Annotated in this window: 16 protein-coding genes; 9 read left to right on the top strand and 7 right to left on the bottom strand. The window is 64.1% G+C overall.

What is annotated here, in order from left to right; translation table 11 throughout:
• Positions 1-79 precede the first annotated feature (79 nt).
• Together AB7E19_RS10900 and AB7E19_RS10895 are read left to right on the top strand one after the other, a co-directional pair.
• Positions 80-589 (top strand): nucleoside deaminase, encoded by a 510-nt coding sequence (locus AB7E19_RS10900; RefSeq protein ID WP_164883018.1) that lies wholly within the window; start codon positions 80-82, stop codon positions 587-589.
• The gene (locus AB7E19_RS10895) at positions 582-1814 is read left to right on the top strand and encodes an MFS transporter (RefSeq protein WP_408746866.1); all 1233 of its coding nucleotides are present in this window, start codon (positions 582-584) and stop codon (positions 1812-1814) included. The genes AB7E19_RS10900 and AB7E19_RS10895 overlap by 8 nt, the downstream gene beginning before the upstream one ends.
• Positions 1815-1900: 86 nt before the next feature.
• Here AB7E19_RS10895 and rluF read toward each other — a convergent pair whose 3' ends face one another.
• The gene (rluF, locus tag AB7E19_RS10890; RefSeq protein ID WP_427935243.1) at positions 1901-2914 is read right to left on the bottom strand and encodes a 23S rRNA pseudouridine(2604) synthase RluF; all 1014 of its coding nucleotides are present in this window, start codon (positions 2912-2914) and stop codon (positions 1901-1903) included.
• Positions 2915-3485: 571 nt separating this feature from the next.
• Here rluF and gdhA point away from each other — a divergent pair.
• Positions 3486-4829 (top strand): NADP-specific glutamate dehydrogenase, encoded by a 1344-nt coding sequence (gene gdhA / locus AB7E19_RS10885; RefSeq protein WP_069652750.1) that lies wholly within the window; start codon positions 3486-3488, stop codon positions 4827-4829.
• A 143-nt stretch (positions 4830-4972) separates the two neighbouring features.
• Positions 4973-5176 carry a DUF3955 domain-containing protein gene (locus AB7E19_RS10880; RefSeq protein WP_069652751.1) on the top strand — a complete coding sequence of 68 codons (204 nt, stop codon included), beginning with the start codon at positions 4973-4975 and terminating at the stop codon, positions 5174-5176.
• A 24-nt stretch (positions 5177-5200) separates the two neighbouring features.
• Here the strand turns inward: AB7E19_RS10880 and AB7E19_RS10875 are convergent, their stop codons facing one another.
• A complete protein-coding gene (locus tag AB7E19_RS10875) occupies positions 5201-5569 on the bottom strand; it encodes a VOC family protein (RefSeq protein WP_041212762.1) in 369 nt (122 codons plus the stop codon).
• 213 nt (positions 5570-5782) lie between these two features.
• Between AB7E19_RS10875 and AB7E19_RS10870 the strand changes: the two genes are divergently transcribed.
• Positions 5783-6487 (top strand): HNH endonuclease, encoded by a 705-nt coding sequence (locus AB7E19_RS10870; protein ID WP_109113302.1) that lies wholly within the window; start codon positions 5783-5785, stop codon positions 6485-6487.
• Positions 6488-6533: 46 nt separating this feature from the next.
• Here AB7E19_RS10870 and AB7E19_RS10865 read toward each other — a convergent pair whose 3' ends face one another.
• A complete protein-coding gene (locus tag AB7E19_RS10865; RefSeq protein WP_069652752.1) occupies positions 6534-7121 on the bottom strand; it encodes a histidine phosphatase family protein in 588 nt (195 codons plus the stop codon).
• A gap of 446 nt (positions 7122-7567) precedes the next feature.
• Between AB7E19_RS10865 and AB7E19_RS10860 the strand changes: the two genes are divergently transcribed.
• Together AB7E19_RS10860 and AB7E19_RS10855 are read left to right on the top strand one after the other, a co-directional pair.
• The gene (locus AB7E19_RS10860) at positions 7568-9676 is read left to right on the top strand and encodes a putative bifunctional diguanylate cyclase/phosphodiesterase (protein WP_322131065.1); all 2109 of its coding nucleotides are present in this window, start codon (positions 7568-7570) and stop codon (positions 9674-9676) included.
• 163 nt (positions 9677-9839) lie between these two features.
• The gene (locus AB7E19_RS10855; RefSeq protein WP_042882535.1) at positions 9840-10127 is read left to right on the top strand and encodes a hypothetical protein; all 288 of its coding nucleotides are present in this window, start codon (positions 9840-9842) and stop codon (positions 10125-10127) included.
• A gap of 45 nt (positions 10128-10172) precedes the next feature.
• Here AB7E19_RS10855 and AB7E19_RS10850 read toward each other — a convergent pair whose 3' ends face one another.
• The gene (locus AB7E19_RS10850; protein WP_043154249.1) at positions 10173-10361 is read right to left on the bottom strand and encodes a hypothetical protein; all 189 of its coding nucleotides are present in this window, start codon (positions 10359-10361) and stop codon (positions 10173-10175) included.
• A gap of 272 nt (positions 10362-10633) precedes the next feature.
• On the bottom strand, positions 10634-12535 hold the full coding sequence (speA, locus tag AB7E19_RS10845; protein WP_042882536.1) for a biosynthetic arginine decarboxylase: 1902 nt from the start codon (positions 12533-12535) through the stop codon (positions 10634-10636).
• Positions 12536-13560: 1025 nt separating this feature from the next.
• Between speA and pepT the strand changes: the two genes are divergently transcribed.
• Entirely contained in the window at positions 13561-14787 is a 1227-nt protein-coding gene (gene pepT / locus AB7E19_RS10840; protein WP_316286618.1) for a peptidase T, read from the top strand.
• Between the two features lie 105 nt (positions 14788-14892).
• The gene (locus AB7E19_RS10835; protein WP_322131063.1) at positions 14893-16617 is read left to right on the top strand and encodes a lysophospholipid acyltransferase family protein; all 1725 of its coding nucleotides are present in this window, start codon (positions 14893-14895) and stop codon (positions 16615-16617) included.
• A 63-nt stretch (positions 16618-16680) separates the two neighbouring features.
• Here AB7E19_RS10835 and AB7E19_RS10830 read toward each other — a convergent pair whose 3' ends face one another.
• Together AB7E19_RS10830 and AB7E19_RS10825 are read right to left on the bottom strand one after the other, a co-directional pair.
• On the bottom strand, positions 16681-16992 hold the full coding sequence (locus AB7E19_RS10830; RefSeq protein WP_010674179.1) for a SelT/SelW/SelH family protein: 312 nt from the start codon (positions 16990-16992) through the stop codon (positions 16681-16683).
• Complete coding sequence (locus AB7E19_RS10825; protein ID WP_202014330.1) at positions 16989-18110, bottom strand: adenosylhomocysteinase; 1122 nt, start codon at positions 18108-18110, stop codon at positions 16989-16991. The genes AB7E19_RS10830 and AB7E19_RS10825 overlap by 4 nt, the downstream gene beginning before the upstream one ends.
• Between the last annotated feature and the right edge of the window lie 177 nt (positions 18111-18287).

Here is an 18287-nt window from a genome sequence, read left to right as displayed (position 1 = left end):
TGGAAGTCATTTTATCATTTAATTTCCAAATGATGCGGCGACCCTCTAGGCTGCTGTCCTCCCCCTTTTTTGCCAGGATATGACCATGCCACCCCCTTCCCAGTCCGGTGCCCGCCTCCTCAACTCCCTCACCGCCGCCTCGGCCCCCAGCCATCAGGAGTGGCTGGAGCAGGCCCTGCACCTGGCCCTGACCCATCGCCAGCAAGGGGGGCGCCCCTTCGCCGCCCTGCTGGTGAGGGAGAACCGGCTGGTGGCGAGCGCCGTCAACCGCATGCTGGAGGCGGGGGACCCCACCCGTCACGCGGAGCTGGAAGCGCTGCGGGAAGGGAGTCGCCAGGGGCCGCTGGCCGGGGCCATCGTCTATGCCAGCGGGCACCCCTGCCCCATGTGCCTGTCGGCCCTGGTGATGAGCGGCATCCAGGCGGTCTACTACGCCTTTGACAACGACGATGCCGCCCCCTTCGGCTATGACAGCCGCGCGGCCTACGCGGCCCTGCGACTGCCCCTGTGCCCGCCGCCCCTGCCCCTCATCAAGCTGGCGAGCCCCATCGCGGCCGAAACCCTCTACGGTCCCCTGCCCCATGCATAAGCGCCGCCTCCCCCCGGGCAGCGGCGCCTTGCTGGTGCTGGTGATCCTCATCGCCCTCAACCTGCGCCCCTTCCTCACCGCCATCGGCCCCCTGGCCCCTCGCATTGACGCGAGGCTGGCCCTCGGGGTAGATACCCTGGCCTGGGTCACCCTGCTGCCCCTCTGGCTTATCGGGGTCGGCGTGCTGCTCACCCCGGCGCTCCTGGGTCGCACAGGCCCGCGCCCCCTGCTCGGGGCGGCCCTGCTGCTGCTCGCCCTTGGCAGCGCCCTGCGCGTCGACCTGGCGAGCGGCGCCCTGCTCATCGCCAGCGCCGCCCTGTGCGGGCTGGGCTCGGCCCTGGTGCAGGGGGTGCTGCCCGGCCTCATCAAGGAGGGGTTCGCCCAAAAGGTGCCCCTGGTGATGGGGATCTTCTCCGCCTGCATGATGGGGGGCGGGGCGCTCGGGGCCGTGCTCACCCCGCGCCTTGCCGAGTATCTGGACTGGTCTCGGGCGCTGGCGCTCTGGGGCCTGCCGGTGCTGCTGGCCCTCGGCTGGCTGGCCTGGCGGGTGCCCCTGCCCGCCCCGGCCAGCACGCCCGCCCCCACCGGGGAGCAGCGGCTGCTCCCCCTGCCCCGCACCTGGCTGCTCATCGCCTGTTTTGGCATCATCAACAGCGGCTACGGCATCGTCGTGGCCTGGCTGGCCCCGGCCTACATGGCGGCGGGCTGGAGCGCCCAGCAAGGGGGCGAGCTGGTGGCCTGGCTCGCCCTGGCCCAGACCGCGAGCGGCCTTGGCCTGCCCCTGCTGGCAGCCGGTCGGCTGGACCGCCGCCCCTGGATGGCGCTGGCCATCGCCATGCAGCTGGCGGGCTTTGGCGGCCTCTGGCTCGCTCCTCAGACCGCCCCCCTGCTCTGGTGTTTGCTGTGCGGCGCCGGGCTTGGGGGGAGCTTCTCCCTCATCATGGTGATTGCGCTGGATCACCTGCCCGACCCGCGCCGGGCGGGCGCCCTCTGCGCCCTGATGCAGGGGGTCGGCTTCATGGTGGCGGCTACCGGCCCCTGGGTGGCGGCCCGCCTGCACCATGCAAGCGGTGACTTCGCCGCCGCCTGGCAGTGGCAGCTCGGTGCCCTGGTCCTGATGAGCCTGCTGGTGGTGCGTCTCAACCCGCGCCACTACCCAAGGGCCATGGGCCTGCCCCCGGAGCAGGCCATGGCTGTGCAGACGGCAGGCCACAAGCCTGCCTGATCCGGCGAGCACCGGCCTTGGGGGCCAGAAAGCACAACACCGGCCTTGGCCGGTGTTGTTCATCAGGGTGCGGGAAGGCCTGGCGCTCAGCGCCCCTTCTTCTGGCGCCCGCCCTGCCCTGGCCGCGGTTTGCCCGGGGCGGGTTTGCCCCCCTTGCCGGGCGCGCTTTTACCTGCCCCCCCTTTGCTGGCAGCCCCTTTGCCCGCCCCGCCCTTGCCTGCGGGGCTCTTCTTCTCGAAGGCCTCGGGACCCGGCACATTGGGCCGCCCGCCAATCTCGTGATCGTCGCTGCGCCGCGGCTTCTTGCCCTGGGTCGGGGTGCCGGCCGCAGCCGCCTTGGGCTTGGCAACCTGAGCCCCCTTGGCCGGTTTCGCCTCGGAGGAGGAGTCCTCAATCAGCTTGAACAGCTCGATCAGCTCGTCGTCAGTGAGATCGCGCCACTCCCCTACCGGCAGCCCCTTGAGGCTGACGTTCATGATGCGGATGCGCTCGAGCTTGGTCACCTCGAAGCCGAAGTGCTCGCACATGCGGCGGATCTGGCGGTTGAGCCCCTGCACCAGGGTGATGCGAAACACGAAGGGCGCCTCTCGCTTCACCTTGCACTTCTTGGTGACGGCGCCGAGGATGGGCACCCCGGCCGCCATGCCCCGGATGAACTCGTCGGTCACCGGCTTGTCCACGGTCACCAGGTACTCTTTCTCGTGATCGTTGCCCGCCCGCAGGATCTTGTTCACCAGATCCCCGTGGTTGGTGAGGAAGATGAGCCCCTGGGAGTCCTTGTCGAGTCGCCCTATGGGGAAGATGCGGGTGCTGTGGTTGACGAAGTCGACGATGTTGTCCTTCTCCCCCGCCTCCGTGGTGCTGACGATGCCCACCGGCTTGTTGAGGGCGATGAAGACCAGGCTGTCGGCTTCGCGCGGCTCGATCACCTGACCGTTGACCTTGACCAGATCCCCGGCAAACACCTGATCCCCCACCCCGGCCCGCTTGCCGTTGATGAAGACGTTGCCCTGCTCGATGAAACGATCGGCCTCACGACGGGAGCAGATGCCGCTCTCGCTGATGTATTTGTTCAGGCGCATGGATTCATCGGCCAGCATGGGTCACCTCCCGGGTCGGATGGGCCTTGAGAATGGCTGGCTGGATCAGCCGCGCTGTGGTCGGGTTCGTCTGCATACAACTCCATGAAATAAGGGCCTGCGCCCTGCATGTTCGGCAAAAAACGCCGCTACAGTAGCACATTGCACGGGCCCGCGCCCGGCCCCGTCGCACCCTGGCCGCTGGCTCACAGGGGGGCTGCCCCTGATGCAGCAGCAGGCCCCCCCCATTATCCGCGTGCGGTGACGCCGCGGCCCTGATTGGGCTGCACCGCGCACTCCCCGCCTCTTTTCACTTCATGGTACTCACTTCATGGGCCGGGCCCCCGCCGCCGAAGATAGGGTGCGGCCTTCGGCAGATAGCCAGATGATCTAACGCTTGATATTTATCCAGCAAAAATGCATAAAAAGATTTTGGTCATCGCGAATTATCTGCTCTGACCCGCCGACGACGGGAAATGACACCCCCATCGGGGCGCAACAACGGGCCCCTTGAGCCCCGCGAACCCTGAAGACGGGCATGATCCCCTCTCTGGCAGGACGCCACTTTCATCATTCACGACAGGAGTTAAAGATGAGTCATTCCCTCTCCCAGGAGGCCTTCCTGGCCCAGGTCGCCAGCCGCAACCCTCACCAGCCCGAGTTTATCCAGGCCGTGAGCGAGGTGATCGCCTCCATCTGGCCCTATGTGGAGCGCCACCCCCGTTACCTGCAACACGGCCTGCTGGAGCGACTGGTGGAACCCGAGCGCCTGGTGCAGTTTCGGGTGAGCTGGGTGGATGACCAGGGTCGGGTGCAGGTGAATCGCGGCTACCGGGTGCAGCACAGCTCCGCCATCGGCCCCTTCAAGGGTGGCATGCGCTTCCACCCCTCGGTGGATCTCTCTGTGCTGAAATTCCTCGCCTTCGAGCAGACCTTCAAGAACGCCCTCACCACCCTGCCCATGGGCGGCGGCAAGGGGGGCAGCGATTTCGATCCCAAGGGCAAGAGCGAAGGAGAAGTGATGCGCTTCTGCCAGGCCCTGATGCTGGAGCTCTATCGCCACCTGGGGGCTAACACCGACGTGCCGGCAGGCGACATCGGGGTGGGCGGGCGCGAGGTGAGCTACATGGCGGGCATGATGAAGAAGCTCACCAACAGCGCCGAGTGCGTCTTCACCGGCAAGGGACTCTCCTTTGGCGGCAGCCTCATTCGTCCGGAAGCCACCGGCTACGGCCTGCTCTACTTTGTCGAAGCCATGCTGGCCCATCGCGGCCAGTCCCTCGATGGCCTGCGGGTCTCGGTGTCGGGCTCGGGCAACGTGGCCCAATACGCCATCGAGAAGGCGATGGCCCTCGGCGCCCGCGTCATCACCGCCTCCGACTCCGGCGGCACCGTCTATGATCCGGACGGCTTCACCCCCGAGAAGCTGGCCCGCCTGATGGCGCTTAAAAACGAGCAGCGCAAGCGGGTCGCCGATTACGCCCATGAGCTCGGGCTCGAGTTCTTCAGCGGCCGTACCCCCTGGCACCTGGCGACCGACGTCGCCCTCCCCTGCGCCACCCAGAACGAGCTGGATGCCGCAGATGCGGTGCAGCTTATCGCGAGCGGCGTGCAGCTGGTGGCCGAGGGAGCCAACATGCCCTCCAGCGCCGCCGCCATCCGCCTCTTCCACGAAGCAAAGGTGCTGTTCGCCCCGGGCAAGGCGGCCAACGCCGGCGGGGTTGCCACCTCGGGCCTCGAGATGAGCCAGAATGCCCAACGCCTCTCCTGGAGCCGGGAGGAGGTGGACGCTCGCCTCAAGGGGATCATGACCAGCATCCACGCCACCTGTGTCCGTTACGGTCAGGATGCTGACCATGTGAACTACGAAAGCGGCGCCAATATTGCCGGCTTCGTCAAGGTGGCCGACGCCATGCTGGCGCAAGGGGTCTGCTGAGCGCCTTGGCCCGGGGCTTCCCCCTCAACACAACGGCAGCCCTCGGGCTGCCGTTGTGTTTGGTGCCTGGCGCGACTTCACACTCTCTTCACCCAGGCATGAAAGTCTCCCATCCGTTCCATCTCGCTGACGAGGATAACAAGATGACGATGAAAATAGGTGCCCTGCTGATCCTGGCCGGGCTCGGCTGCTTCCTGGCATTCAACCTGCTGGGCTCCACCCTCGATGCCCAGGGCTTCCTGCACGAGCCCTTTGCCCTGCTGCCCCTGGGCTATCTGCTGCTCTTTACCGGCATGGTGCTCACCGTGATCCCTCTGCTGCGCAAGGGGCGCACCAGGGAGCAATGACACAAATCGCAAGGTGCCAGGAGCTCAGCAATAACGGCTGATCTCGATGAGGTTCTGATCCGGGTCCAGGCAATAGACCGATTCGATGGGGCCACAGGCACCGCTTTTCATCACAGGCCCCTCCACTATCTCGACCCCCTGGCTCGCCAGCTGGGCCATCACCTGATCCAGGGGCCAGCGGGTGATGAGGCAGAGATCCCCCGACCCCACCTGCGCCCGATTGCGCGCCTCCTCCCCCAGCAACTGCAAATTGATCTTCTGGTTGCCAAAGCGCAGCGCCCGGCGCCCCGCCCCGAAGGTGATGGGCTCCATCTTGAAGGCGCCGCTGTAAAACGCCACCGCCCGCTCAATGTCGCTGACCGTCAATACCAGATGGTCGATATGACTTATCATGCTTGCTCCCTGTCATGGTGATTGCCGCACCATCATACCCAGTTCCCTTGGCAGAGACTGTGCCTTGGCCCGCAAAGCCTTTCGTCCTGATTGCCCAACTGAAAGAAGCCAAGAAGACCCAACTACTGCTTGGCATCATCAATGTATTGATAATATGAGGGTTTATTAACCTTTCTACTGAACTTCGGCTTCGATTGAGTTAACCTTCTTGCAATGAAATACAACTCGGACGAGTCGGCTTTGCGCAACATATGGACAGAAGAAGAGTTAAGGGCGACGGTGACCGCCTATCTGGAGATGTACAAGAAGGAGTTGGAAGGCACTACCTTTGTCAAAAAGCACTATTACGCAGAGTTAGCGGCTCGATTCCAACGGTCCGATAAGTCGTTTGAATATCGGATGCAAAATATCTCTTACGTCTGCGTCTTGATGGGCAGAGCCTGGGTCTCTGGGCTAAAACCTGCCAAGAATGTAGGGGCGCAGAATGCGTCTATTATTGAACGCCTGATCTGTGAGTTAGACGGACAACCGTTTAGCGGACAAGCAGAATTCGAACATCAGGTCATCCAATACAAGGAGAAACCCATCTCTCCTCATCCCCCAGGTATAGAAGAGCCATCCCTGCGCTACCTGACCACAACAAGTTATGTGAGGGATCCCCAGGTCAAAGCCTGGGTGCTGGTGGCCGCAGCCGCGAAATGTGAGGGTTGTGATGCACAAGCCCCCTTTACCACGGCAACCGGAGAACCTTTTCTCGAGGTGCATCACCTGCGCACCTTGGCTGACGGAGGCTCGGATACCATCAACAATACGGTGGCGCTCTGCCCTAACTGCCATCGCGAGCTTCACTATGGCGCCAATCAGGTAGAGAAACGCGATGCACTCTATCGAAAGCTACCCAGGCTGAAGAGAGAATAATCCCCAGCCCTCAAAGCGGCCCCCATTGCGGGCCGCCTTCGTGTGGTCAGCAGGCAATCCGCTCTATGCGGCCGCCACTGAGTTTGAAGAAGGCATCCTGCGGCAGCTCCTGAAGCCAGGTGGTGGTGTAGTCCAGATCCACATAGGCACCGCGCAGCATGGCGCCAAAGAGACCGTGAGAAACCACGATGGCCTGCTCGGCAATGTGCTCGTCCTCAAGCCATTGCCGGGCCCGGCGCTGAATGCTCTCAAAACTCTCGCCATGGGGGGCCCGCAGATACCAGTCCGGCTCCTCCAGATCCAGCTCGGGGTAGGCCGCCAGCAGCTCGGGTACCCGGCGACTCTCCCACTCCCCCATCCCTAGCTCCACCAGCCGCTCGTCCCAGATGATGCGCTCCTGGTCCAAGCCAAGCTGCTGACACACCCGCTCCGCCGTCTGCCGTGCCCGGCCGAGGGGGCTGGCGTAGATCGTCCAGTCGGTGGGCTCGGCCAGGAGCTTGGCCAGACGGGCCCCCATGGCGAGGGCCTGGGCTTCTCCCCTGGGGGTCAGCTCGGAGTTGCACCGCCCCTGCAACCGCAATTCGGCGTTGTAACGGGTCTGGCCGTGGCGCAGCAAATAGAGGGTTCGAGACATGGTTTCTCCAGCAGAGTCAACGAGATAAGAAAACAGGGGGAAGATGATAGCAGATGTACCGGGTCAACCAAGACCCGGAGGATGCAGGCTTGTGCTGACTCCTTGAGCGCATGGCCTGCGGCTATCGTGAAAGGACGACAGAGGCTGCGCGCCTTTATCGTACAGGCGCCCTGTGCGCATACCACACGCCTTCGCCACGGACCCGGCGCACCGTGGCAAGCGCCCCATGCCCCCTATCTTGTTGTTCAGACGGGATAAAATGGGGATGTGCCGGTTTATCGGTCACAAGATGACGGCCAATGCCAGAAAAGACAGAGTTTTTGCTCTGATCCGGGGGCCATTTTGGTACGTATCTCTGGCTCACGACAGGGACGCCTGGTGTACAATCTGCCACCCGATTTCCCCTGACCCGGCCCAGGCTCAGGCCCTGATGTACCCCAGAGTAAATGAACGTGACCCCAACCCACCCCATGCTCGACAGTTATTACAGCCAGGATCTGGTGTTCTTCTCCATCCTGGTGGCGGTGCTCGCCTCCTACACGGCGCTGACCATGACCAGCCGGGTGAGCCAGAGCCGGGGACGGGCCGCCGTGCTCTGGCTAGCGGGGGGAGCCTTCGCCATGGGGCTCGGCATCTGGTCCATGCATTTTATCGGCATGCTCGCCTTCAACCTGCCCATTGCGCTGGGATACGATCTGACCCTCACCGGTCTCTCCCTAGTGGCGGCCATCGGCTCCTCGGCTTTTGCGCTCTGGCTGGTGAGTCGTCCCCAGCTCCCCTGGCACCAGATCCTGTTCGGGGCCGTGCTGATGGGGGCCGGCATCGCCACCATGCACTACATCGGCATGGCGGCCATGAAGATAGCGCCCGGCATCCACTACCTGCCTGGGCTTTTCATCCTCTCCATCCTCATCGCGGTATTCGCCTCGGGTGCCGCGCTCTGGATAGCGTTTCGCCTGCGCAACAGCTCGCCCCGCGCCTTCTTCAGCAAGGCCCTCGCCTCCCTGGTGATGGGGGCGGCCATCATCGGCATGCACTACACCGGCATGGCGGCGGCCCAGTTCCCCGCAGAGAGCCTGTGCGGGGCCCTCTACACCGGTCTCAATACCCAGTGGCTGGCAACCGTGGTCATCATAGTGACCCTGGCGGTGTTCGCCATCGCCTTCGTGCTCTCCATGCTGGATGCCCACGCCGCCAGGCTCTCCACCTCCCTGCATCAGGCCCACGACGAGCTGCTCAAGCTGGCGCTCCATGACAGCCTGACCCGGCTGCCGAACCGGCTGCTGTTTGCCGACCGGCTGGAGCAGCGCATCCAGGAGTGCCAGCACAGCCAGCGCAGCTTCTCCCTGCTGTTTCTCGATCTCGACGGCTTCAAGATCATCAACGATGCCCACGGCCACCACACCGGGGATCTGCTGCTGGCCGAGGTGGCCCAGCGCATCACCGGCCTGCTCGGAGCCAGCGACACCGCCTCACGCTTTGGCGGGGACGAGTTCGTGCTGGCACTGGCGCCGGGGGATGTGAGCCAGACCACGGCCTTCGCCGAGCGGCTGCTGGCCACCCTGGCCCAGCCCTATGAGTGGGAGCACCACAGCCTGCACATCACCGCCAGCATCGGCATTGCCGTCTATCCCCAGGATGGCACCAGCCTGCACGAGCTGACCCTCAACGCCGATGCCGCCATGTATTACGCCAAGGAGCAGGGGCGCAACGACTACTACTACTTCGACAGCGCCATGAACGCCAACGCCCACCAGCAGTTCCTGCTGCACAAAGAGTTGCAACACGCCCTGGAGCGGGGGGAACTGGCCCTGCACTACCAGCCCAAATACTGTGCCCGCAGCGGCCAGGTGGTCGGCGCCGAGGCCCTGCTGCGCTGGCAGCACCCGGAGCATGGTGCCGTCTCGCCGGCCAGCTTCCTGCCGCTGGCGGAGAAGAGCAGGCTCATCATCCCCATCGGCAACTGGGTCATCGACGAGGCGTGCCGCCAGATGAGCGCCTGGCGGGCGGCGGGTCATCACGACTGGAGCGTGGCGGTCAATCTCTCCACCATCCAGCTCGCCAGCCCCGGGCTGCTGGAGGAGGTGCAGGGCGCCCTCGCCCGCCATCGGCTCGAGGCCCGTCACCTGACCCTGGAGATCACCGAATCCACCGCCATGCAGAAGGCCGAGGAGAGCCTCGCCATCCTCAACCGTCTGGCCGAGCTCGGCCTTGGCATCTCCATCGACGACTTCGGCACCGGCTACTCCAGCCTGCTCTACCTCAAGCGCTTCCCCGCCAACGAGCTCAAGATTGACCGGGGCTTTGTCACTACCCTGGAGCGGGGGGGCGATGATGCCACCATCATCGCCGCCATCATCGCCCTGGGTCAGGCCCTGGAGATGCGCATCGTGGCAGAGGGGGTGGAAACCCCGGAGCAGCGGGACCTGCTGACCGAGCTGGGCTGCGACACCTTGCAGGGCTACCTGCTCGGGCGTCCCATGACCGGGGAGCAACTGCTTGTCCACTGCGCTCCCGAGACTCCCCAACAGGTGCTGGAAGATGTGCTTGCCTGACAAGCAGGTGAGCCGCAGCGCCCGTGTCGCCAGGGTCATCACCAGCCCGATTGCGTCCCTTCACGACTCAAGGTAGTCTGCTGCAAGACTCGAATGCTCCTTTATCTTGCCGGGCGCATCGAGCGCCCCCATGGCAGATCACCCGTTCAGAGGAGCCACATCCATGGCCAGATACCAGTTCTTCAGCGTCCCCGCCTCCCGCCGTCAGCAATATACCTATGTCGACATGGCCTCCCCCACCTTCCTCACGGAGAAGGAGGCGCTGCTGACACAAGGGTTCGAGGTGGAAGAGGATTTCATCGACGCGGCCACTCCCCGCGAGGCGGTGGAGAAGTACAGATCCGGCTTTCTCTACGTGGCGGACGAGATAGGCAAGTCAGACGAGACCTATGCGGCGGCAACGGCCTTGCTGGAGATGGGCAAGAAGATCCTGGGCCGCAAGGCGGGCTGAACAAGGCGGGCCGCCGGGACGATACCCCCGATGGCCCGCGGGCAGTCAGCGTTGGGGGTGCTGGCGGAGCATCTCCACCAGCTCCTCTTCACTGCCGGGTTCATGGGCAAGCTGCAGGCTGGGGGCGGCGCCCCCCATCAGCATATAAACGTGAGTGCTGCAGTGATCGTAGTGATACCACTTACCGTCGATACAGACGTCGGTATAGCATCTCGGGTCCTTCTTGAGTTCCATACGCACATCCTTATGTGTCATTCACCAACATCACTCTTGACCGTAAAATAAGCGGCCCGAGTCCCCCTTGACCTGGATCAAGGGAGGTGGCGGGCAGAAGCGGGCAGTGGCCGGATCTGGCCGGGGCCGGATCTGGCCGGGGCCGGATGTCGCCAGCCCGGATGACAGAGCCCACCAACCGGCCCCAGCCAGGCAACAGCGCAACAAAAACGGCGCCCGAAGGCGCCGTTTTTCATGTCCGTCATTTGACCGACGGGGAACAAGCCGCTGGCTTATTCGTCTTCCAGGTAGGCGTAGCCTTGCAGACCCAGCTCCAGCTCGTCGAGCAGGGCCTTGCGGGTCTCGTCGTCCAGCGCCGGGTGGGAGACGATGCGCTGGTAGTTCTCGCGGATCACGGACGGGTCGATGTTGACGTAACGCAGCAGCTGGTCGACGGTGTCGCCACGCACCACGTTGCGGATGTCCATCTTGCCTTCTTCATCCAGCCACACTTCCGCGCAGTGGGTGTCACCGAACAGGTTGTGCAGATCCCCCAGGATCTCCTGATAGGCACCCACCAGGAAGAAGCCGACATGGCACTCTTCGTGCTCACCGTAGACCGGCATCGGCAGGGTGCTTTCCACCCCCAGACCGTCGACGTAGTGCTCCACCTGACCGTCGGAGTCGCAGGTGATGTCCATCAGGATGCCGCGGCGGGTGAGCGGACGCTCGAGGCCGGCCAGCGGCATCACCGGGAACACCTGACCGATACCCCAGGCATCCGGCAGGGACTGGAACAGGGAGAAGTTGGCAAAGCACTTGTCCGCCAGCTTCTCGGAGAGCTCGTCGGCCAGGGCGCGGTGGTTGCGGTTGACCGGGTTGAGCAGCTCCTTGAGCGCCAGACAGGTGTTCTGGTGCAGCATCTCGGCCCAGGCACGTTGCTCCAGGTTCAAGAGGCCCATGGTGTACTGGGCGTTGACGTCACCGAGATCCGCCACGGAGTCGTGGAAGATCTCCAGCAGGGAGGGATCTTCACCGCGCAGGTCCAGCCAGCCTTTCCACATGTTCTGCAAAATGGTGGGCGCGTCTTCGTCCGGGGCGCTGATGTCGTTCACCTCCACCCCTTCGGCACCAATGATGTTGGTGACCAGCACGGCGTGGTGCGCAGTCAGGGCACGGCCGGACTCGCTGATGATGGTCGGGTGCGGCAGGTCGAACTCGCGGCACACATCGCCGATGCCCCAGACCACGTTGTTGGCGTACTCGGAGAGGCTGTAGTTCGCGGAGCAGTGGCTCTGGGAACGGGTGCCCTCGTAGTCCACACCCAGGCCGCCGCCCACGTCCACCACCTCGACCTTGGCGCCAAGACGGCACAGCTCGGCGTAGAAGCGGCCGCACTCGCGGATGCCGCCCTGGATGTCGCGGATGTTGGCGATCTGGGAGCCCAGGTGGAAGTGCAGCAGTTGCAGGCAGTCCAGCTTGCCGAGGCTGCGCAGACGCTCCACCAGCGCCAGGATCTGGGAGGCGGAGAGGCCGAACTTGGACATGGAACCGCCGCTCGATTCCCACATGCCGGAGCCGGTGGACGCCAGACGGGCGCGTACCCCGATGTTGGGCTTGATGTTGAGACGAGCTGACTCGTCGAGCACCATTTCCAGCTCGGAGGGCTTCTCCACCACGATGTAGACCTTGTGGCCCATCAGGTTGCCCAGGAGGGCGTGGCGGATGTATTCGCGGTCCTTGTAACCGTTGCAGACGATCACGGACCCTTGCTCATGATGATGGGACAGCACGGCCAGCAACTCGGGCTTGGAGCCCGCTTCCAGCCCAAGCCTCGGCTTGTCGCTGTAGGACTGACTGATGGTCTCGATGACGCGGCGCTGCTGGTTTACCTTGATCGGGTAAACGCACAGGTAATCCCCTTCATAGCCTGACTTTTCGATGGCCTGACCGAAGGCGTTGAACAGCGCATCGACCCGGCTCTTGAGGATGTCGGGGAAACGCAGCAACACCGGCGTGGTCAGCCCGGACTGGCGCAGTTGCTCGATGGCCTCGGACAGCACGATCTGAGCCTCGGGGCGAGACTTGTCGGGAGAGACGGTCACATGACCGGCGTCATTGATATTGAAAAAACCCGCACCCCAGTAGGGAACGTTGTAGACCTTCAAGGAGTCCTTGCTGGACCAGTTAGTCATGGGCTATGCCTCGCAAATGAGCGGCCGTGGGCCGCCTTCGTTACCCTCAATCACATCCAGACCATTGATTGCAAAATGCGGCAAGCCAGAGCGGCCTGCTGACGTTGGACCCGCAACGGAGCATGCTCCGCCACATCCTGTTCATTGCACATCGCGGCAAGCCAAGGCTGCCTGGTGGATCTTGGGAAGTAACGAGTCTTGATGTGGGGCTGGTGGCTTTACATCAAGCTCAACGGTATGCGGTAACACCTTGCCGGCGTACCGCGGTACTTTGATGACAATCGGCATCAGCCACGCCGTTTGTTCATCATTCGGCAGCCATCCCGACGGACAGGAGAGGGTTTCAAGGAAGAGAAGGGAAGACGTCAGCACGCATCGTGTTGATGGACGACAACCACTACGACCCGCTCAACGCCAGTGACCGCCCATGACAAGGGAGATGATGAGCCCGAAGCCCACTCGGTCAGCTGAAAGATGAGAGTCCGTTGTTCTCCCTGATACCGGAGCCTAACCGGTATTAAAGAAACCATTCCCCAGCAGTGTCTGTCGTTTCTGCGTGCCTCGCCCTATAGGCGTCATGATCCTGCGGGTCTGGCGGACACGGCCTGCGCAGGGTTGCCCTCGGATCGGCGCGGAGTGTACACACTTACCGCAGCCAGTGACAATAAAAAATCGTGTTAAAAAACGGGTTTTCATCGGGGGGCAAAATCTCGCTGCCAGCAAGGCGGGCTCTGGGATGGCGGGGGATGGGAGTGCGTGGGCGAGGCGATGAAAATAACCAACACGTCACGCTTTTTGGGTCACCCCTTGCCAGCGCTGGGCCGAGGGGAAATTCAGCTTTTTCGCAATTGCTTAACCAGTTTTTATTTTGGAATTTTTATGCAAACTGCCGAGCGATGATCCCTGCCCCTCCCCCTCGATGGCCCTCCTCTCTCCCACAAAATCATCAAAAACTGCGCTGACGCAATAAGCGGCGCCGCCGTCTTGGCCACAATGACTCCTCTTTCGTGACCCGAGGCTTGCCCATGAACACCCTGCTTTCGCGCTTTCTCCACTACCTCACCTTTCATACCCGTTCCGATGCGACCAATCCTGCCTGCCCCAGCAGCGAGGGACAGCGCCTCTTCGCCCGGGCCCTGCGCGACGAAATGACGCGGATGGGGCTGAGCCAGGTCACCCTGGACGAGCATGGCTACCTCACCGCCTGCCTGCCGGGCAACCAGCCGGATGCCCCCGCCATCGGGCTCATCGCCCACATGGACACCGCCGATTACGAGGCCGAGTGCGTCGTTCCCCAGATAGTCGAGAACTATCAGGGGGGCGATATCTGCCTTGGCAAGGGGGACGAGGTGCTGGCCATCCGCCAGTACCGCTTCCTGAAAAACTACCTGGGGCAGGATCTCATCACCACCGACGGCACCACCCTGCTGGGGGCCGACGACAAGGCGGGCATCGCCGAGATCCTCACCGCCGTGGAATACCTGCAGGCTCACCCCGAGATCCCCCGTGGCGATGTCTGGGTCGGCTTTACCCCGGACGAGGAGATAGGGCGCGGTGCCGACCGCTTCCCGCTGGACCGCTTCCCGGCCAAGTGGGCCTACACGGTGGATGGCGGCGAACTCGGCGAGCTCGAATGCGAGAACTTCAACGCCGCCAGCGCCACGGTGCGCATCACAGGCAACAACGTCCACCCCGGCACCGCCAAGGGCAGCATGATCAACAGCCAGACCCTGGCCGCCCGCTTCCATGCCGCCATGCCCGCCGAGCAGACCCCGGAGTGCACTCAGGGGTATGAGGGCTTCTTCCACCTGGCCCGGATGGAGGGCACGGTGGAGGAGACCACCCTGCACTACCTCATCCGCGACTTCGACGATGACTGCTTCGCCGCCCGCAAGGCCCAGCTCAAGGAGCGGGTCGCCTCCCTGCAGCTGGACGCCCCCAGGGCGCGCATCACCCTGGAGATAGCGGACAACTACCGCAACATGCGCAGCCAGATAGCGCCCCATCCCCACATCGTCGAGCTGGCCAAAGCCGCCATGGAGGCCGCCGACGTGGTGCCCAAGATCAAACCCATTCGCGGCGGCACCGATGGCGCCCGGCTCTCCTTCATGGGGCTGCCCTGCCCGAACCTGTTCACCGGCGGCCACAACTTCCACGGCAAGCACGAGTTCATCCCCCTGCAATCCATGGAAAAAGCGGTCGCCACCCTGGTGGCGCTGGTGCGCCTCACCTCTGCCTGGCGGGCAGAGTAAGGGGGCAAGGACGGGGCTCGCCCCGTCATCAAACCGTCACCCAACCGACACACGAAAGGCACGCAGGGGCGTCAAGCTGGGGCAAAATTCAGCGGAGCCTTGCCCATGTTCGACGTCGATACCCTGCTGGGGCAGCACCTGCCCCGCCTCGCCAGCCAGCCCCTCCTCCGTCCCCTGATGAGGCAGGGGCTGAGCTGGTTGCTGCACGAGGAGGCCTTCACCCGCTTTGCCGCGCGCCATCCCCACCTGCGCGGTCTGGACTTCGTCGAGCAGGCCCTCACCGAGCTCCACTTCGACTACCGGGTGAGCGAGGCCGAGCTCGAGCACATTCCCGCCAGCGGCCGGGTCATTCTTGTCGCCAATCACCCCATCGGCTCCCTGGACGGGCTGGCCCTGCTGCGCCTCATCGGGCGCATCCGCCCCGACGTCAAAATAGTGGCCAACCAGGTGCTGGCCCAGCTCGCACCGCTGCGCCCTTTGCTGCTGCCGGTGGACAACCTGGGGGGCAAGACCGACAGGCAGGCCATCCTCGCCATGAACGAACACCTTGCCGCCGACGGGGCCCTGGTTATCTTCCCCGCAGGCGAGGTCTCCCGCCTCGGCCCCAAGGGGGTAAAGGATGGCCCCTGGCAGGCCGGCTTCATCAAGCTGGCCCAGCGCAGCCGAACGCCCCTGGTGCCCATTCACCTGGGAGGGCGCAACAGCCTCTGGTTCTATCTCGCCTCCTGGCTCAACAAGCCCGCCTCCGCCCTGCTGCTGGTACGCCAGCTGTTTCGCCAGCAGGGGCGGACGCTCCCGGTCACCATAGGGGCGCGCATTCCCCTCGCCAGTTTTCAGGAGCTGCCGGCCAAGACGGCGGCCCGGCTGGTGCGCGGCCACCTCTACCGAATCGCTCGGGGCAAGGCGGGACGGTTGCAGACCGAGGCCCCCATCGCCCTGCCGGAGGATCGCCGTCTGCTGAAACAGGCCATCGACGGGTGCGAGCTGCTCGGCCAGACCCCGGACGGCCAGCGCATCCTGCTCTATCGCCGCCACGAGCAGAGCCACTCGGTGATCCTGCGTGAGCTGGGGCGCCTGCGGGAGATTGCCTTTCGGGCGGTGGGGGAAGGCTCGGGCAAGCGGCGGGATCTCGATGCCTTCGACGATGACTACCACCACCTCATCCTCTGGGATCCCGCCCGCCTCGACATCATCGGCGCTTACCGTTTCGCCCCGGTGGCCGAACGGCTGGCCAGCAAGGGGCTGGATGGCCTCTACAGCCACACCCTGTTCGGCTTCGAAGAGAAGCTGCTGCCCCGGCTGGAACAGGCCATCGAGCTTGGCCGCAGCTTCATCCAGCCCGCCTACTGGGGCAAGCGGGGGCTCGATTACCTCTGGTTCGGCATCGGGGCCTATCTGGCCCGCTATCCCCAATACCGCTACCTGTTCGGGCCCGTCACCCTCTCCGGCAGCCTGCCGCCGGCGGCCAAGGATCTGCTGGTGAGCTTCTATCGCCAGCACTTCGCCCCCACCCTTGCCCTCGCCCCTTCCCGCCGCCCCTATCCCGCCACGCCGACGCTGTTCGAGGGGCGCGATTACGGGGACGACCTCAAGGTGCTCAAGGCCGGGCTCGACAACCTGGGCTGCGCCATTCCCACCCTCTACAAGCAGTACGCCGAGCTGTGCGAGCCGGGGGGCGTGCAGTTCATGGACTTTGGCATCGACCCGGACTTCAACCACTGCATCGACGGCCTGGTGTGGGTGGACGTGAGCCGCATCAAGCCCCACAAGCGGGCCCGCTATATCGGCCTCCCCGCCGGGGAAGCGCTGGTCACATCTGGCGACCGTTGACCGGGGGCCGCAACGAAAGAGGGAGGCCTGCGCCTCCCTCTTTCACATTATGGGTGATGCCGCCTACTCGGCTGCGGGTTTGCGATCCGCATGGCCGAGATCCCGCTCCGGGGCGATGACATCCCGCACCCGCTGCTTGATCTCCTTGGCCTCGGGGAAGCCCTCGTCGGCCACCCTGTCCCACACCAGCACCCCGTCCACCAGGATACGAAACTCCCCCTTGCTGGCGGGCACCAGGGCCACCTCTCCCAGTTCGCCGTCGAAGGTGGAGAGCAGCTCCTGGGCGAGCCAGGCGGCCCGCAGCATCCAGCGGCAGAGGGTGCAGTAACGGATTTCGATGCGCGGTTTCGCAAGGGGCAAATGGGTGTCTGTCATGGGGTGACTCCGTGAAAATCGGTCAACCAGTGGCGAGCGATGCGCTGCATGGTGGCCTGGGGCAATTCGTGAAGGCCCGGGGTGGATGCCTGATGGGCCAGTTGGTGCACCCCTTCAATGATCTCCGCCAGCACCAGGTAGACATATTCGCCGATGACGGCGCCGTGGACGAAGTTGACCGCCTCCCCCCGGTTGAGCAAAAAGATGGTGCTGCCGTCCGGCCGGGTCAGCGCCAGCACATGGGGACACACCTCCTCGCTCGGCCAGGGCAGCTGGGCGAGGCTGAAGGCGAATTCGTCGTCGGCGGAGGTGACCGAGGCCAGCATGGCGCCGGGGCGCAGGGCCTGCAGATCGGTGATGTCGAGGGAGCCGTTGCCGGTGGAGCAGATCACCAGCTCGGCGCGGCCCAGGGCTTCGGCCTTGTTCACCAGCTTGAAGCCGTGGGAGAGCGCCTCCACCTGGCGCAGGGCATCCGTCTCCACCAGCTCCAGATGCAGGTTGCGACAGCGCAGTTCCCGGGCGATGCTGCGCCCCACCTTGCCATAGCCGAACAGGGCGGCCTGGCAGACATTGAAGGTACGCCTCAGGGTACGCGCGAGGGACTCCGCGGAGTAGACCACGCTCAGGCCGATCTGGATATCTTCCGCCTGCTTGAGGGGGCTGCGGGCCACCGAGATGACGGGGGCCGCCAGGGACTCCTGTTCGTAGCGCTGATGGCCGTTCTCGGTCATCTCCACCACCCCGATGAAGCGGGCGCCAAAGTGCTCGGCCAGTACCGCCTGGCTCTTGGCGAAGTAGCCGCCGATGTCGAGGATGATGAGCCGCTCGTGGGACATCACCAGGGGGGCAATCTGGGCGATCACCTCACCGGGATCCGAGGTCCAGTGGCGATTGAGGGGCAGCACGGGGTAGTGCTGCTGGGCCCAGGCCAGCGTCGGCCCGTGCACGGACTTGGGTTTGGGCAGGATGGCACCGACCCGGCCCACCCCATCGAGCACCTGGATGAAGTCGGGTCTGTCGGGAAGCAGGTGGGTCACCAGCAGGATGCAGAGATCCCCAAGACATCCCTGTTCGGTGAAATGGCGAAAAAACAGATGCTCAGATCCCTGACTGTGCAACTGTGGCCTCCTTAGCGTGCCGCGGGAAAGCAGGCAAACAGAACCCGGCATAGCCGGGTTCTGTGTGTATCCAGATAATTGAAAATCCTTTTTATCCGAAAGCACCATGGGTCTCAATCTTTATCTGTCCAGACTTTGACAAGCCCATCAATTTCTAAGGTAATAGCCTGTTTTTCA

Source organism: Aeromonas sp. (assembly GCF_050252055.1).
GTDB lineage: Bacteria > Pseudomonadota > Gammaproteobacteria > Enterobacterales > Aeromonadaceae > Aeromonas > Aeromonas caviae.
The sequence above is the reverse complement of the archived record's forward strand: the minus strand, read 5'-3'. Positions and strand labels throughout refer to the sequence as shown.

Bases quoted from the DNA above. Each gene is read 5' to 3' on its own strand.
- AB7E19_RS10900 (WP_164883018.1), top strand. From the start codon at position 80: ATGACCATGCCACCCCCTTCCCAGTCCGGTGCCCGCCTCCTCAACTCC.
- AB7E19_RS10895 (WP_408746866.1), top strand. From the start codon at position 582: ATGCATAAGCGCCGCCTCCCCCCGGGCAGCGGCGCCTTGCTGGTGCTG.
- rluF (WP_427935243.1), bottom strand. From the start codon at position 2,914: ATGCTGGCCGATGAATCCATGCGCCTGAACAAATACATCAGCGAGAGC.
- gdhA (WP_069652750.1), top strand. From the start codon at position 3,486: ATGAGTCATTCCCTCTCCCAGGAGGCCTTCCTGGCCCAGGTCGCCAGC.
- AB7E19_RS10880 (WP_069652751.1), top strand. From the start codon at position 4,973: ATGACGATGAAAATAGGTGCCCTGCTGATCCTGGCCGGGCTCGGCTGC.
- AB7E19_RS10875 (WP_041212762.1), bottom strand. From the start codon at position 5,569: ATGATAAGTCATATCGACCATCTGGTATTGACGGTCAGCGACATTGAG.
- AB7E19_RS10870 (WP_109113302.1), top strand. From the start codon at position 5,783: ATGAAATACAACTCGGACGAGTCGGCTTTGCGCAACATATGGACAGAA.
- AB7E19_RS10865 (WP_069652752.1), bottom strand. From the start codon at position 7,121: ATGTCTCGAACCCTCTATTTGCTGCGCCACGGCCAGACCCGTTACAAC.
- AB7E19_RS10860 (WP_322131065.1), top strand. From the start codon at position 7,568: ATGAACGTGACCCCAACCCACCCCATGCTCGACAGTTATTACAGCCAG.
- AB7E19_RS10855 (WP_042882535.1), top strand. From the start codon at position 9,840: ATGGCCAGATACCAGTTCTTCAGCGTCCCCGCCTCCCGCCGTCAGCAA.
- AB7E19_RS10850 (WP_043154249.1), bottom strand. From the start codon at position 10,361: ATGGAACTCAAGAAGGACCCGAGATGCTATACCGACGTCTGTATCGAC.
- speA (WP_042882536.1), bottom strand. From the start codon at position 12,535: ATGACTAACTGGTCCAGCAAGGACTCCTTGAAGGTCTACAACGTTCCC.
- pepT (WP_316286618.1), top strand. From the start codon at position 13,561: ATGAACACCCTGCTTTCGCGCTTTCTCCACTACCTCACCTTTCATACC.
- AB7E19_RS10835 (WP_322131063.1), top strand. From the start codon at position 14,893: ATGTTCGACGTCGATACCCTGCTGGGGCAGCACCTGCCCCGCCTCGCC.
- AB7E19_RS10830 (WP_010674179.1), bottom strand. From the start codon at position 16,992: ATGACAGACACCCATTTGCCCCTTGCGAAACCGCGCATCGAAATCCGT.